The organism is Desulfobacterales bacterium (genome assembly GCA_030066985.1).
Taxonomy (GTDB): domain Bacteria; phylum Desulfobacterota; class Desulfobacteria; order Desulfobacterales; family JAHEIW01; genus JAHEIW01.
Genome location: JASJAN010000001.1, coordinates 155,234 through 171,796, shown reverse-complemented (window position 1 = coordinate 171,796; position 16,563 = coordinate 155,234). Strand labels below are relative to the sequence as shown.

9 protein-coding genes are annotated in these 16,563 nt (G+C 50.8%); all 9 read left to right on the top strand.

Annotated elements, in window-relative coordinates:
- The first annotated feature begins 60 nt into the window (after positions 1-60).
- Positions 61-1,317 (top strand): threonine synthase, encoded by a 1,257-nt coding sequence (locus QNJ26_00620; protein MDJ0984013.1) that lies wholly within the window; start codon positions 61-63, stop codon positions 1,315-1,317.
- 157 nt (positions 1,318-1,474) lie between these two features.
- Positions 1,475-2,944, top strand: a complete 1,470-nt coding sequence (locus QNJ26_00615; GenBank protein ID MDJ0984012.1) for a pyridoxal-phosphate dependent enzyme — start codon at positions 1,475-1,477, stop codon at positions 2,942-2,944.
- A 372-nt stretch (positions 2,945-3,316) separates the two neighbouring features.
- Entirely contained in the window at positions 3,317-4,531 is a 1,215-nt protein-coding gene (locus tag QNJ26_00610) for a YgeY family selenium metabolism-linked hydrolase (protein MDJ0984011.1), read from the top strand.
- 44 nt (positions 4,532-4,575) lie between these two features.
- Positions 4,576-5,523, top strand: a complete 948-nt coding sequence (gene arcC, locus QNJ26_00605) for a carbamate kinase (protein ID MDJ0984010.1) — start codon at positions 4,576-4,578, stop codon at positions 5,521-5,523.
- 238 nt (positions 5,524-5,761) lie between these two features.
- On the top strand, positions 5,762-8,326 hold the full coding sequence (xdh, locus tag QNJ26_00600; GenBank protein MDJ0984009.1) for a selenium-dependent xanthine dehydrogenase: 2,565 nt from the start codon (positions 5,762-5,764) through the stop codon (positions 8,324-8,326).
- Between the two features lie 334 nt (positions 8,327-8,660).
- Positions 8,661-9,950 carry an amidohydrolase family protein gene (locus QNJ26_00595; GenBank protein ID MDJ0984008.1) on the top strand — a complete coding sequence of 430 codons (1,290 nt, stop codon included), beginning with the start codon at positions 8,661-8,663 and terminating at the stop codon, positions 9,948-9,950.
- Between the two features lie 270 nt (positions 9,951-10,220).
- Positions 10,221-11,420 carry a knotted carbamoyltransferase YgeW gene (gene ygeW / locus QNJ26_00590; protein ID MDJ0984007.1) on the top strand — a complete coding sequence of 400 codons (1,200 nt, stop codon included), beginning with the start codon at positions 10,221-10,223 and terminating at the stop codon, positions 11,418-11,420.
- A 112-nt stretch (positions 11,421-11,532) separates the two neighbouring features.
- Positions 11,533-14,808, top strand: a complete 3,276-nt coding sequence (ygfK, locus tag QNJ26_00585; GenBank protein MDJ0984006.1) for a putative selenate reductase subunit YgfK — start codon at positions 11,533-11,535, stop codon at positions 14,806-14,808.
- A gap of 255 nt (positions 14,809-15,063) precedes the next feature.
- Positions 15,064-16,479: a nucleobase:cation symporter-2 family protein gene (locus QNJ26_00580; protein ID MDJ0984005.1), complete on the top strand. Its 1,416-nt coding sequence runs from the start codon at positions 15,064-15,066 to the stop codon at positions 16,477-16,479.
- The last annotated feature ends 84 nt before the right edge of the window (positions 16,480-16,563 follow it).

Sequence of the window (16,563 nt, the reverse complement as noted above, 5' to 3'; positions counted from 1 at the left end):
CCGAAGGCCTGACACCTGACACCAGTTTTATTCTATTTTATTCTATAAGGAGCGAATTGATTGCAGCACATACACGGTTTGAAATGTCTGGTTTGCGGTAAGCTCTATCGGCCTGAAGACGTCGACTACGTCTGCCCGGATCATGGAGACGAGGGCGTTCTGGATGTGGTTTACGATTACGATGTGATCAGCCGGCAGTTGAGCAAAGAATCTCTGCTGCAGTCCGATGATCTTTCCATCTGGCGCTATCGGCTGCTGCTGCCCGTTGACGCGCGCATTGATGTCCCGGGCCTTTCAATCGGCTGGACGCCTTTGTATCCGGCGCAACGCCTGTCGACAGACCTGGGTCTGAAGAACGTCTGGGTCAAAGACGACGGACGCCAACCCACCGCCTCCTTTAAAGACCGCGCCAGCGCCATTGCCGTGGTGAAAGCCAAAGAAAAAGGCGCCCGGCTCATTACCACGGCCAGCACCGGAAATGCCGCCGCTGCTTTAAGCGGTTTGTGCGCCAGCATGCAGCAGGCCAATGTGATCTTTGTTCCGGAAACCGCCCCGCAGGCCAAAATCGCCCAACTGCTGGTATTTGGCTCGCACGTCTTTCTGGTCAAAGGAACTTACGATGATGCGTTTGAGCTGTGTCTGCAGGCCACGCGGAAATATGGCTGGTACAATCGCAATTCCGGGTTCAATCCTTACATGACCGAAGGCAAAAAAACAGCCGCTTATGAAATTTGTGAGCAATTGGACTGGCGGGCACCCGACTGCATCTTTGTGAGCGTGGGGGATGGATGTATCATCGGGGGCTTGCACAAGGGCCTCAAAGACCTGCAAGCTCTGGGCTGGATCGATAAGATGCCTAAATTAATGGGGGTGCAGGCTGCCGGCAGTAACTATTTGTACACCGCCTGGAAAAATAAGGAAGATATTCTCACCAAATCACCCATCGATGCCCATACCGTGGCAGACAGTATCAGCGCGGGATTGCCGCGGGACCGCATCAAGGCCCTGGTCGCCGTCAATGATTCTGAAGGCGCCTTTATCTGTGTTGAGGATGACGACATACTTGCCGCCATACCCGAATTGGCCCGCAAAACAGGCGTTTTTGCCGAGCCAGCCGGCGCAGCCGCTTACGCCGGCCTTGTCAAAGCGGTTGATCGGCAGCTGGTGTCCAGCGATGATTCCATCGTCGTTTTAAACACCGGCAATGGTTTAAAAGATGTCGCCGGCGCCATGCAGGCGGTTGAGCAAGTTGGGACCCAGCCGGTTCATGTCGAGCCGGATCTTGATGCTCTCAAGCAGGTAGTTGCCACATGGTAAATATAAAATAGGTGTCAGGTTTCGGGTGTCAGGTGTCAGGATTGCGAACCTCATGACTTTCGAAATCACCAGATCCTGCACTCTGTCATCCCTTTGCTGACACCTGAATCCGCCTCAGGCGGAACACTTGAAACCTCTTACTTGAGGAGATTGTACCGTGATTGATTTGACCATTGTTCCCGAAGGGCTTGAAAGCGCCGTTCAAAGGGCCAAAGAAAAAAAGATCATCATTCCCACATTCAAGCAGCAGCAAGATCCCGGCCGCATACCCGAGGCCATCGTCGCCCGGCTGAAAAATATCGGGCTGTGGGACATCGATCCCTTAAACCTCTTTCGGATCACGTGGCACAATGAGCCGGTGCCTCAAGGCGGCGGATTTGGCGATGTGAATTTCATTGAATTCCCCAAGGCAATCACCGGTGTCGAGGCGCGCATCGTGGCAATTGTCGGTAAATGGTTTCCTACCGGCGCGCATAAGGTGGGAGCCGCCTTTGGCTGCCTGGTACCGCGTTTGGTAACCGGTCAGTTCGACCCTGCTGTCCAGAAAGCCGTATGGCCGTCGACGGGTAATTACTGCCGCGGCGGGGCATACGATTCCACTTTGCTGGGCTGCGAATCCATTGCCATCCTGCCGGAGGGGATGAGCCGGGAACGCTTTGACTGGCTCGCATCGGTTTCCGGGGAAATCATTAAAACCCCGGGCAGCGAAAGCAATGTTAAAGAAATTTTTGACAAGTGCTGGGAGCTGCGGCAATCCGGACAGGATCTGACGATTTTTAATCAGTTTGACGAATTTGGCAATTATCTCTGGCATCATGAAATCACCGGGCCAGCGGTGCTGAAAGTCCTCAAACGCATCATGGGCCCTAAAGATAAATTTTGCGGCTTTATGTCAGCTACCGGCTCGGCCGGCACGATCGCCTGTGGCGATTTTCTCAAAAAGCAGTTTCCGGCCAGTAAAATTGTGGCCAGTGAGGCGCTGCAGTGCCCAACGTTGCTACGCAACGGGTTTGGCGAACACCGCATCGAGGGCATCGGTGACAAGCATGTGCCCTGGATTCACAATGTCAAAAATCTGGACATGGTCGTGGCCGTTGACGACGAAATTCCCATCAGCCTGATGCGTCTGTTTAACGAGCCGGCCGGCAAAAAATATCTGGCGGCCAAAGGCGTTCCTGCGGAGCTGCTTGAAATGCTTGACCTGCTGGGCATATCCTGCATCGGCAATTTGGTGACAGCCATTAAATTCGCGCGCTATTATGAACTGGGGGATCAGGATATTGTCATGACGGTGCTGACCGATTCGATGGAGATGTACGCCAGCCGGCTGGTCGAGCTCAACCAGGAACGCGGCAAGTTTAGCGATAGCGATGCGGCTGCTGTTTATGCCCGCCATATTGAGGGGCTGACCATCGACAACATGGAGGAACTGACATACTACGGGCGGAAACGCATCCACAATCTCAAGTATTATACCTGGGTTGAGCAGCAGGGTAAAACCTACGAAGAGATCCAGCAGCAATGGTATGATGATGATTACTGGAACAGTATCCCTACCAATGCGGATCAAATCGATGCCCTGATCGAGGAGTTCAATTCCAAAACCGGACTACTCGATAAGCTATAGCTGTTAAAGCGGAATGGATTCCATTTAAATTTTAGAAATTAGACAGGATTTTCTTTTCTTTCACGGTTTCCGGATGAAACCGTGAAAATACAATCCGCCTTACGGCGGAAACAATCAGGGTTATAAATTGGCTATACATCAATCAAAGACGGCTGCGATATGATGAACTCTCTGTAAAGAGGCGTTGTTTTACATCTCATTTTGGAAATTGGTACTTTATCATATATTAGGATACTGCGCATTCCGCGAAGCGGATTAGGTTTCATCACTTTCTTCCGGAAAGTGATGAACATAAAAAGATCCGGTAAATCCTGTTAATCCTGTCATAGAAAAATAAAATCAGGATCCATTCAGATTGATAGAGGATTTGACATGAACATTGATTTTAAAGCAGTTTTGAATCGTGCCAACAAATATAAGCCCGAGATCTCAAAATTCTTGCGCGATATGATTGCCATTCCCAGCGAAAGCCGTCAGGAAGAAAAGGTCATCCAGCGCATCAAGCAGGAAATGGAAGCAGTTGGATTCGACCGGGTGGATATCGACCCCATGGGAAATGTCTTGGGGTATATCGGAAACGGACGGCATCTGGTTGCAATGGACGCCCATGTGGACACAGTGGGTGTCGGTGATCCCGAACAGTGGGATGTTGATCCCTATCAGGGGTATGAAGATGATGAGATCATCGTGGGGCGCGGCGCCAGCGACCAGGAAGGCGGTATGGCCGCTATGGTCTATGCCGGCAAAATCATCAAAGATCTGGATCTGCAAGATGACTATACACTGTTGCTGAGCGGAACGGTTCAGGAAGAAGACTGCGACGGCCTCTGCTGGCAATATATCATCAATGAAAGCAACATCCGGCCCGATTTCGTTGTTTCTACTGAACCCACCTCCTGTCGGATCTACAGAGGCCAGCGCGGTCGGATGGAGATCAAAGTGTCGACCAGCGGGGTCAGCTGTCATGGCTCGGCACCTGAAAGGGGCGATAATGCCATATTCAAAATGGCGCCGATTCTCAATGAGCTTCAGGTGTTAAACGGTCGTTTACGGGAAGACGATTTTTTAGGCAAGGGGTCGCTGACGGTTTCAGAAATTTTTTCCAGTTCGCCCTCACGCTGTGCGGTTGCCGACGGCTGCTGGATCTCCATCGATCGACGCTTGACTACCGGTGAAACCAGCGAATTGGCATTGCAGGAAATTCGGGAATTGCCAGCTGTCAGAAAAAGCGGTGCCCGGGTGGAGATGTATACCTATGACCGGCCATCGTATACCGGTCTGGTCTATGCAACGGATTCCTATTTTCCGGCCTGGACTCTGGAAGAAAAACATCCGGCCTGTCAGACGCTGGTGGCCGGCTATCAAAACCTTTTTGGAAAAGACCCGGTGGTGGATAAATGGACATTTTCAACCAACGGGGTGGCCATCACCGGGATGTCTGATATTCCCTGTATCGGTTTTGGGCCGGGACATGAAGATCAGGCTCACGCACCTAACGAGAAGACCTGGAAAAGCGAGCTGGTTCAGGCCGCAGCCATGTATGCTGTCATACCGGCAATGTATATTGATCTTATTACCAGAAATTAGTGTATTGCTTGGATGAATAGAAATATTTCAGCAAGGTGGGAACCATGCCCAAATTGCTTGTCATCGCTATCGGCGGCAATTCTTTGATAAAGGATCCCCGTTATCAGCGTGTCGAGGATCAATATGCCGCCATCTGTGAAACCGCCCGCCCGATTGTTGATCTTATCGAAGGCGGTTACCGAACGATCATCAGCCATGGGAATGGCCCTCAGGTAGGCTTTATTCTACGACGATCGGAAATTGCCTACATGCATGAAGGGCTGCATTTTGTGCCCCTGGCAAGCTGTGTGGCCGACACCCAGGGCGCCCTGGGCTACCAGATCCAGCAGGCACTTGAAAATGAGTTCAACAAGCGCCGCTTGAACCAGATGGCCGTGACAGTCGTTACGCGGGTCGAAGTTGATCCGTATGATCCTTCATTCGCTGATCCAGACAAGCCCATTGGTTCTTCTTACAACGAACTGCAGATTAAAAACCTGCAAAAAGATCATCCGGAATGGGCGGTCATCCGCGATGCCGGACGCGGTTACCGGCGAGCGGTGCCTTCCCCGATGCCTGTCCGCATCATTGAGCTGGATGCGATTGAAACTTTAGTCAATCAAGGGTTTTGCGTTATTGCCATTGGCGGTGGTGGCATACCGGTCGTCCGCCTTGACGATGGCACGTTTGAAGGCCGTGATGCCGTTGTCGACAAAGACTATGCCTCCAGTTTGCTGGCCACCCGCTTAAATGCCGACATTCTGTTGATATCAACGGCCGTTGACAATGTTTTTTTAAATTATGGAACAGCTGACCAAAAGGCCTTGGACGCCATAAGTGCAGAGGAGACCAAACGTTTGATGGCCGAAGGCCATTTTGCCGCCGGCAGTATGCTGCCCAAAATTAAAGCTGCGCTGGATTTCCTCGAGCACGGTGGTGAGAGCGCGATCATTACCAGCCCGCACCTCTTGAAGGCGGCCATAGAAGGAGAAGCCGGTACGCGTATAATTTGAAATGTCTCACGCAAAGCCGCAAAGACGCCAAGATAAAAAAATAAGTTTATCTTCGTGTACGATGAACATCCGCAGTGGCTTTGAAGCTGACGACAACGAATAATATTTAACCACGAAGAACACGAAGAACGAAAAGAAAACAAAATTTTACTTTTTAAAGCCCTTCGTGAACTTCGTGCACTTCGTGGTAGATTTATATATTTAGATAAACCATCCATTCGAACAAGATATGTGAATCATGATAAAATTTACATTAAACGGCGTGGACATATCCTATGACGGTGACCACAAGCGGTCATTGTTAAATTATCTAAGAGAGACGGCCGGCATTGTTTCGGTTAAAAATGGTTGCAGTGGGGAAGCAACCTGCGGTGCTTGCTTGGTCGAGGTGGATGCCAAGCCGGCGTTATCCTGTGTAACCCCCATGCGCAAACTGGATGGTGCCAGCATCGTCACCATTGAAGGTTTTCCGGCAAGCCTGCGCCAAACACTCGGGCGGGCATTTGTGGCCCAAGGAGCGGTGCAGTGCGGTTTTTGCACACCTGGCTTTTTATCGCGCTCCAAAATACTTTTGGAAAACAACCCCCAACCCAGCCGCCAGGAAATTATTAAAGCCCTTCGATTTAACCTGTGTCGCTGTACCGGTTATATCAAAATTGTCGATGCCATCGAACTGGCGGCCGAGCATTTGCGCAATAATCAGGAGATTCAACTTACCGCTAGCGGCAAGGTGGGCACATCTCAGCCCAAATACGATGCCTATGACAAAGCAGTTGGCCGCAGCGCGTTTATTGATGATATGCGCATTGATGGCATGCTGCATGGGGCCCTCAAATTCAGCGACCATCCCCGGACGCAAGTCCGCCGGATTGACGTTGCCGCAGCAGAAAACATACAGGGTGTCGTGCGGGTTTTTACGGCCAATGATATTCCCGGTGAACGCACCATCGGCGTGATTCACCAGGATTGGCCCGTGATGATTGCAGCCGGTGAGTCTACGCGCTACATCGGAGATGTCCTGGCCGGCGTGGTGGCCCAAGACGAAGATACTGCCCGCCGGGCTGCTGCTGCGATCGATGTGGAATATGATGTCCAAGAGCCGTTGACAGATGTGCATCGTGCTGAAAACAGCCCCGTTAACGTCCATGAGTCCGGCAACCTGCTGAGTGTATCCCATATTCAACGCGGCGATGATATTGATTCGGTTTTTAAGGCATCAGCCCATGTGGTCGAAGCGACTTATCAGACCCAGCGGGTGGAGCACGGCTTTTTGGAAACTGAGGTCGCGATTGCATTGCCCATGGGACGGGACGGGATTGAACTTTATGTTCAAAGCCAGGGTGTATATGAAGACCAGCGGCAGATCGCCCGCATCCTCGGTGTTGCCAGCGATAAGGTCAGCGTTAAACTGGTTCCCACTGGCGGGGGATTTGGCGGCAAAGAAGATTTGACCGTTCAGGGTCATGCGGCTGTTTTCAGTTACCTGCTCAATCAACCGGTCAAGGTCAGCTTAAGCCGCTCAGAATCCATTCGCATGCATCCCAAGCGACATCCCTTTTACATGCAGTACACCCTGGGGTGTGATGAACACGGTAAGCTGACCGGCTTGTCCGCGCGCATTTTAGGAGATACCGGCGCTTATGCATCATTGGGGGGTGAAGTGCTGGAAAGGGCTGCCGGTCACGCCACCGGAGCTTATTACGTTCCGAATGTCGATATTGAATCCAAAGCGGTTTATACCAACAATATCCCCTGCGGCGCCATGCGGGGCTTCGGGGTTAATCAGGTCACCTTTGCCATGGAAGGCTGTATTGAAAAGCTGTGTGTTAAAGGCGGGTTTGACCCCTGGCAGTTCCGGTATGATAATGTGCTTGAAACCGGCAAAGCCACGGCCACCGGGCAGATTCTGGGTGAAGGCGTCGGTTTGAAAGAGACTCTGCTGACGGTCAAAGACGAATTTTACGCGGCCAAAACAGCGGGGCTGGCCTGTGGCATCAAAAACTGCGGCATCGGCAACGGCGTCCTTGAAGAATGTGACGTTAAAATTGAAATTCAACCTGAAAATCGCATCCTATTACAGCACGGCTGGACCGAAATGGGCCAGGGGGTGGATACCGTCGCCCAGCAGATTCTGTGCGAAGAAATCGGAATCGATAATCCGGATTGTGTTGAAGTCAGCGTCAACACCGAGTCCAAAGCACGGGCCGGCATGACTACCGCCAGCCGTGCAACCTTTCAAATGGGACATGCCATCATCAGCGCAGCAAGTGATCTTAAAAAGGATTTAACCTCCAAGAGCCTGGCGCAATTAAAGGGCAAGGTATATACTGGCCGCTGGGTTTGTGATTGGACCACCCCGCTCGATGAACCGGGAGAAGTGCTGACCCATTATTCTTATGGTTATGCCACCCATCTGGTGATCTTGGACGAATCCGGACAGGTGGACCGGGTCATCGCGGCCCATGACGGAGGGAAAATCATCAACCCGATCCTGTTTGAAAGCCAAATTGAAGGGGCGGTCGTCATGGGGCTTGGTTATGCGCTTAGCGAGGAACTGCCCATGGAGGAAGGGCAGCTGAAAATAAAACGTTACGGCAAGCTGGGTCTTCCGCGCATCAAACAGGTACCGCGCATTGAGGTCAAGAAGGTAGAAGTCAAAGATCCGCTGGGCCCTTACGGTGCCAAAGGGATAGGGGAGATTGGCAACATCCCCACGGCCGGTGCTGTTGCCAATGCATTGTTTCGCTATGATGGGGTGCCGCGCTATCAACTTCCGATCAATAAGCGGCAAAAAGTATTATAGGTTCTTTGTTACGTGTAGCATATGATTTGTTTTATCGAGGACGTTTACGAGGACGACGACGAGGACGAAACGTTATATGCTTTATCGTACTCGTCCTCCTACTCGTCCTCGTCCTCGGCTTTTTGGAGGTGTTCTTTGTATCAAACAATCGGCACTTACACCGCTGCATAAAAAAAGTGCCAGACAGCCAGCAACCAGAGGACAGGCGACAGAGTACAGAATGTGATGCTTGCCATCCAAAAAATAGTCATCTGTCTACTGCTAATAACTGCTGAACCATTGAAATAAGATCTCTAAACCTGGAACCTGCACTAACCAATGATAAGGAGAAGGGATGACCCTATACCTGAAGGATGCCACCTATATCGATTGGAAGACCCTGGCGTTTACCGCGACTCATTTGGCGGTTTCCCCTGGTGATGACGGCGGTATCGAGTTTATAGATGCGCTGCCGTCAGCAGATGACTTGGGCGCCGATGATCAGATTTTGGATTGTCGACATCAGCTGGTTACCCGGGCATTTGGTTGCGCTCATCATCATATCTATTCCGCTCTGGCCAGAGGGATGCCGGCACCGGCGAAAATTCCCCAAAATTTTTCGGAAATTCTGCAATATATATGGTGGCACCTGGATAAATCCCTTAACACGGATATGATCGAAGCCAGTGCGCTGGTCTCCGCATTGTATTGCGCCAAAAACGGGGCCACCTTTGTGATTGATCATCATGCCTCGCCTTTTGCCATCGATGATTCGCTGGAAACCATCGCCAGGGCATTTGATCGTATCGGCATTTCCCATTTGCTGTGTTATGAGATATCCGACCGGGACGGGGAGGGATCTAAAGAAAAAGGCCTGCAGGAAACCGATTCCTTTCTAAGCTCTGGACGTCAGGGCCATGTCGGCTTGCATGCCTCTTTTACCGTCGGTGATGATTTGCTCAAACGGGCCATCGATCTGGCCCACAAGCATGATACCGGTCTGCATGTGCATGTTGCCGAGGATGCGGTCGATCAGGATGCCTGTTTAAAACAATACAACAAAAGGGTAGTGGAGCGTTATGCGGACACCGGTGCGCTGGAGCTGTCCAAATCGATATTTTCCCATTGCATCCATTTGAGCGAAAAGGAAAAACAACTGCTGCGCGACTCCGGTATTTACGTCGTGCAGAACACCGAAAGTAACTTGAATAACAATGTGGGCGTTACCAATTACCGGGAGCTGGGCGATAACATCATCCTTGGAACTGATGGCATGCACAGCGATATGCTGCGCAGCGCCAAAGCTGCGTTTTTAACCGGTCAGGCGACCGAAGGCCTGGGTATGGACACGGTTTACAACCGCTTTCGAAAGGTACATGATTATATTCGGGAAAACGGATTTAGCGGCGACGGGGACAATCATCTGGTTATCTTAGATTATGATTCGCCCACGGATATCAATGCCGGAAATTTTTTAGGGCACTTTGTCTATGGGATTGATGCCCGCCACGTGGAGAGCGTAATTGCAGGCGGCAAGCTGATAATCGAAAACAGAAAACTGCTGACGATGGCCGAAGACGAAATCTTGGCCTATTCACGGGAGATGGGCCGCATGCTATGGGCGAAAATGAGTGGTGACAAATAAGCTGTTTTTTTCTCACCGCAAAGACGCAGAGCACGCAGAGAGTTTTTACCTTTTGTCCGATCGGGAGATTGCGATCGGACAAAAACTCAGCTCTATGGGTGTGGAGGTAATTTTCAGCTGCCGCAGGCATAGTTGTGTTGATTTGCCGTCATCTCCCGGCAAATCAAAGAATTTAAATCTTTGCGATCTTTGCGCCTCGAGCGCAGCGGGCGGTGATATTATATTGCTAAATGATTGTACGTACATCAAATAAGTAGGGGTTTACATATCATGGTCAAACAAGAACTTTTGAAAAGGATCGAATCCCTGAAGCAAAAAAATGTCAGCGGGATGTATCTGAACGATTTTCTGCTGACCTGGGATAAATCTGAGGATGAAATTGCCGCCACTTTGCAGACAGCGGAAATATTGCGTGCTTTGCGTCAGCAGAATATCTCCAGCCGTTTATTTGACACCGGTCTGGCCATTTCAATTTTCAGAGACCAATCCACCCGGACCCGCTTTAGTTTTGCCAGCGCCTGTAATTTGCTCGGTCTGGCCATTCAGGATCTAGACGAAGAAAAATCACAGGTTGCCCATGGCGAAACCGTGCGGGAAACGGCAAATATGATTTCATTCCTGGCGGAGGTGATTGGTATTCGAGATGACATTTATATCGGCCAGGGCCACACCTATATGAAAGAGGTGGCCCAGGCGGTCAGTCAGGGACACCAAGAGGGCGTGTTGCCGCAGCGGCCGACTTTGGTCAACCTGCAGTGTGATATTGATCATCCCACCCAGACGATGTCCGATGTGCTTCATCTGATCAACACTTTCGGCGGCCCTGAAAATTTGAAAGGCAAAAAAATCGCTATGTCCTGGGCCTACTCGCCTTCCTATGGCAAACCGCTGTCGGTGCCCCAGGGCATTATCGGCCTGATGAGCCGCTTTGGGATGGAAGTTGTGCTGGCCCATCCCGAAGGCTATGACCTGATGACGGATGTGGTAGGCGTTGCGCAATCAAACAGCACACAATTCGGTGGGTCTTTCAGTCAGGTGACGAGCATGGCGGACGCTTTCAAGGATGCCGACATCGTTTATCCGAAAAGCTGGGCGCCCTATAGCGTTATGGAGGAGCGCACGCGCTTGCTGCAGGACGGCGATCGCAAAGGACTGCAAGCGCTTGAAAAACGCTGCCTGGAGATCAACCAGCAACATATCGATTGGGAATGCACCGAGCAGTTGATGAAAACTACCCGGCAGGGCCGGGCGCTGTATATGCACTGTCTGCCGGCTGATATCAGCGGTGTCAGTTGCGAAAGGGGCGAAGTGGCGGCGTCGGTCTTTGAGCGTTACCGGGTGGCGCAGTACACCCAGGCCAGCTATAAACCATATATTATTGCGGCGATGATTTTTCTGAGTAAATTTGAGAAGCCGGCGGAGAAATTATCCGAGCTGGTTCAAAATGTTAAACGAAGGGTTCATAAGTGACTAAGGTGATCTAAAATGCCTAATGAGCCTAAAATAATGGTCTCGCTTCGCTATATCTTTTAAAAAGATAGAATTCCTTAACTTTAGTCACTCCAATTATTGGAGAAATTCCATGAGTGATAAATTCACCTGTTGCCCGATAGGCCGTCTGCTGCAATGGATTCTGGAAGAAGAAAAGCAAGGCCAGATCTTCGGGATTCGTCAAGAGCTTTTCTTTGTGCCCCAACCGGGTGATACCTTTAAAATGCAGCGTTACGGTCAGACGCTGGAGACACCCATCGGGGTGGCTGCAGGCCCGCACACACAGCTTTCACAGAACATCATTAGTGCCTGGCTAACCGGTGCCCGGTATATAGAGCTTAAAACCATCCAGACGCTGGATGAGTTGGAGGTGACCAAACCCTGCATCGATATGACCGATGAGGGCTATAACTGCGAATGGTCCCAGGAACTTAAGCTGGAGCAGTCGTTTGACGAATACCTGAACGCCTGGATTGTTTTGCACATTCTCAAAGATAAATTCGGCTGGGGAGAATCCGGGTCGGCCGGATTTATCTTTAACATGAGCGTCGGCTATAATCTGGAGGGCATCCTCAATGCCAATGTCCAACAGTTTCTGGATAAGATGGCCGACTGTGGTGCCGAGAAAAGCGCCAAAATTGAACAACTGGCAAAGATCTATCCGCGAGTCCGGGATCTAGATATCCCTGACCGACTGACCGATAATATTACCATTTCCACCATGCACGGCTGCCCGCCGGATGAGGTCGAAAAGATCGGTCGCTATTTTGTCGAGGAGCGCAAACTGCACACCACCATCAAGTTGAATCCAACACTGCTGGGGCCCGAAAAGCTACGTCATATCCTGAACGATAAATTGGGCTTTGAAGTCCATGTCCCGAATCTGGCCTTTGAGCATGATCTAAAATATGAGGCCGGTGTTGCATTGATCCAAGCGCTGCGAACCAGCGCTGATAAAATCGGCGTTAAATTTAATCTGAAGTTGACCAATACGCTGGAAACCACCAACGATCATCAGAACCTGCCCGACAGCGAGCAAATGATTTACATGAGCGGTCGCGCGCTGCATCCGATCAGTATCCATCTGGCCGAGCGCCTGCAGGCCGAATTCGACGGTCAGCTGGATATCAGCTTTTCGGCCGGCTGCGATTGCTTCAATGTAAGCGAACTTCTGGCCTGCAATTTGCGCCCGGTAACGGTTTGCTCCGATATCCTAAAGCCCGGCGGATACGGGCGTCTGAGCCAGTATATTGAGGAAATTTCAGCCCGTTTTGAGAAAGCCGGTGCGGATTCGATCAACACCTTTATTACCGCCCGGGCCCAAACTGAGGATTCAACACGGGCATCCTTGATTAATCTTAAAACCTATGCTGCGGCCGTCGTCGCTGATGAGGCCTATCAGAAATCACAGTTTCCCTATGAAAACATTAAGACACCGCGAAAACTGACGGCCTTTGATTGTGTCCAGGCACCGTGTGTCTCCACCTGCCCGGCCAGCCAGGATATTCCCGGTTATATGCACTACACAGCTTCGGCCGACTACCAGAAGGCCCTGGATGTCATTTTGGAAACCAACCCGTTTCCCAACATGCAGGGAATGGTGTGTGATCATTTGTGCCAGTACAAATGCACCCGTATGAATTATGATGGCTCTCTGTTAATCCGGGAGATCAAACGCTTTGTTGCCCAAAAACAGGATCGCACCGGACCGCGCAAACCGACTGCGCCCAATGGGCTCAAAGTTGCCATCATCGGCGCCGGCCCATCCGGGCTGGCCTGTGCATATTTTCTGGCGCTGGACGGTTTTGACGTCGATGTTTACGAAGCCAAGGATAAACCCGGAGGTATGGCAGCTGACGGTATCCCCAGCTTTCGCCTGGATGACGACAGCCTGAAAAAAGACATCGAGGGCATTGTTGCGCTGGGGGTTAAAATTCATTTTGGTTCGACCATAAATTCGCAAAGATTCGAACAACTGAGAAGCACCTATCAATATGTTTACATTGCGGTGGGCGCCCAAAGCGGTTTGAATTTAGGCATTCCCGGTGAAGATGCACCGGGCGTATATGATCAGATCAGTTTTCTAAGGGCGGTTAACCGCAACCAGGCACCGGAGCTGGGCAAAAATGTGGTCGTTATCGGCGGCGGCAATTCGGCCATGGATGCGGCCCGCACCGCCAACCGATTGGTGGGTCCGGAGGGTAAAGTCAGTATTGTTTACCGCCGCACCCGCGAAGAAATGCCGGCGGACCTTGAAGAGGTTCAAGCCGCACTCGCAGAAGGTGTCGAACTGATTGAGCTGACAGCACCGGAATGCCTGCTGGTGGAAGATGGGCGCGTGACATCCAACGTTTGTTTCAAGATGGAACTGGGTCAGACCGATGCCAGCGGCCGGCCGCGGCCAATCAAAATCGAGGGGACTGAATTTGAAATTCAGGTGGACAGTGTGATCTCCGCTATCGGACAGCGGGTCGAGCTGGATTTTTTTCCGGATGAGGATTTGCAACCTGATCCCGACACCTTTGAAACCCAGCTGATCAATGTCTTTGCTGGCGGAGATGCTGTGCGCGGGCCGTCCACCTTAATCAAGGCCATCGCTGACGGCAAGCGGGTCGCTGAGACCATCAGGCAACGGGCAGCCGTCGAATTTGAGCTGCCGGCAGCTTGCAGCGATCGCAAGCCCGATTTGAAAACGCTGCAGATTGCCCAGGCGCGGCGAATGTTCGGCCCTCGGATGCCTGAAACGTCCACCGACAAACGGCATAGCTTTGATTTGGTGATCCAAACCCTGGATGAGGCCGCCGCCAAGCAGGAAGCCAAGCGCTGTTTGCAATGCGATCTGCTGTGTAATATTTGCACCACGGTTTGCCCCAATCGGGCCAATATGGCTTACGCGTTGGATCCGATTGAATTTCATGTTTGCCAGGTCGTGCGCCTTGGCAAAGACATCCGCATCGAAGAATTGGAGAAAGTCAGCATCACCCAGCCGTTTCAGATTATTAACATCGGCGATTTCTGTAACGAATGCGGCAACTGCACCACTTTCTGCCCGACCAGTGGCGCACCGTATAAAGTCAAACCCAAATTTTATTTGACTGCCGACAGTTTTAAAAACGAACAAAACGGCTACACATTTATGGATGGGGTATTGAAAGCCCGAGTGGATGGCAAACTGGAAAGCTTATCCCAGGATGCAGACCGCCTCATTTATGAATCATCGGAGATCAGAGCGCAGCTGAATGGTAAAACGTTTAAGGTTGAAGACGCGACGCTGCTGTCAGATGCAAACACCCCGATTGAGCTGCGCCATGCCGCCCGGATGGCGGTTCTGTATACGGCTTTGAAAGATTTGCCCATATTTGTGTGAATGCAATATGGTCTGATTCTGCCCCGCAGAAATATGCATATATTTTCTTACCACAAAGACACGAAGGTCACAAAGAAACGCTTTAAACAATTTACTTTTCGTGACCTTTGTGGTCTTGATGTCTTTGTGGTTAAAGTGCATTATCGCGCAAAACCGCAAAGCTGGCCAATGGATTTCCGAAGATTAGAAAAATCTTTGCGCCTTAGCGTCTTTGCGTGAGGCTTGTTTTCCGGCCAAGCCGGATCAGGAGATACCATGCAAAATTCGAACAATGCCGTCGATCCCGCCCTGGAAATAGTCTACGGGCTGAATGATAAACCACCGTTGGGGGAAACCCTGTTTGCGGCCCTGCAGCATCTGTTGGCCATCATTGTCGGCATCATGACACCACCGCTGATCATTGCCAATGTGCTGGGGTTTTCTCCGGAAATGAAGGCCTATCTGATCAGTATGGCGCTTTTTGTATCCGGCATTGCCACCTTTATTCAGGTTAAAAAAATTGGACCGGTTGGGTCAGGGCTTTTAAGCATTCAGGGCACCAGTTTTGCGTTTTTAGGCGCCATTATATCCGTCGGCATTGCGGCCAAAAAATCGGGTGCCAGCCAGGAAGAGATTATGTGTATGATTTTAGGGGTCTGTTTTGTGGGATCTTTCATTGAAATGATCTTCAGCCGGTTTATTCCCTTGCTGCGTAAAATTATCACCCCGCTGGTAAGCGGCATTGTGGTTACGCTGATTGGTCTGTCCCTGCTAAAAGTCGGCATCACTGATTTCGGCGGCGGTAAATGGCTGCTGGACAACAAACCTGAATTATTTGCCAGCCCGACCAACATTTTCCTGGGAGCCCTTGTCCTGTGTACCATTATTTTCTTAAATCGAAGCCAGAACAAATTTGTTCGTATGAGCGCGATCGTCGTCGGTTTGGTATTGGGCTACGTTGTGGCCGCCATGCTGGGGAAGGTGAACTTTGCAAGGCTGGCCGGTATGAGCTGGCTGGCGGTCCCGCATCCCTTTAAGTTTGGGTTTTTTCAATTTTCATGGACGGCATTTATTCCAATAGCGCTGTTATACCTGATTACAACCGTGGAATCCATTGGCGATTTGACCGCCACCTCGATGGTATCCAAACAACCTATCAGCGGGGACCGATATTTTAAGACCATTTCGGGCGGCATACTGGGCGATGGGGTCAACTCGGCCTTGGCGGCGCTTTTTAATTCTTTTCCAAACACGACCTTCAGTCAAAACAATGGTGTTATTCAACTCACCGGTGTGGCCAGCCGCAAGGTGGGCTATTTTATTGCCCTTTTGCTGGTCATTGTCGGCATGTTTCCTGTGGTGGGCGGTATATTCAGCATTATTCCCAATTCCGTATTGGGTGGTGCGACCATTATTATGTTTGGCACCGTCGCTGCCGCTGGTATTAAAATCATCGCTTCCAGTGTGATCAACCGCCGCGGTATGCTGATCATGGCCATATCGCTGGGTACCGGTTTGGGAGTTGTCTTCGTTCCCCAGATATTGAGTAAATTCCCGGATATTATTCAAAAGATATTTGGCTCGGCAATTACCACCGGCGGCTTGACGGCCATTTTTTTAAATATCGTATTGCCGCGCGGGGGGGTGATGGATGAGCAAGTTAAAGATGAGCCCGAACCTGCAACGGTATAATAATTTACTTTGGTTATGATCTTTTAAAATTTACCACAGAGAACACAGAGATCACGGAGAAAGAACTAAGTGTATTATCTTTAA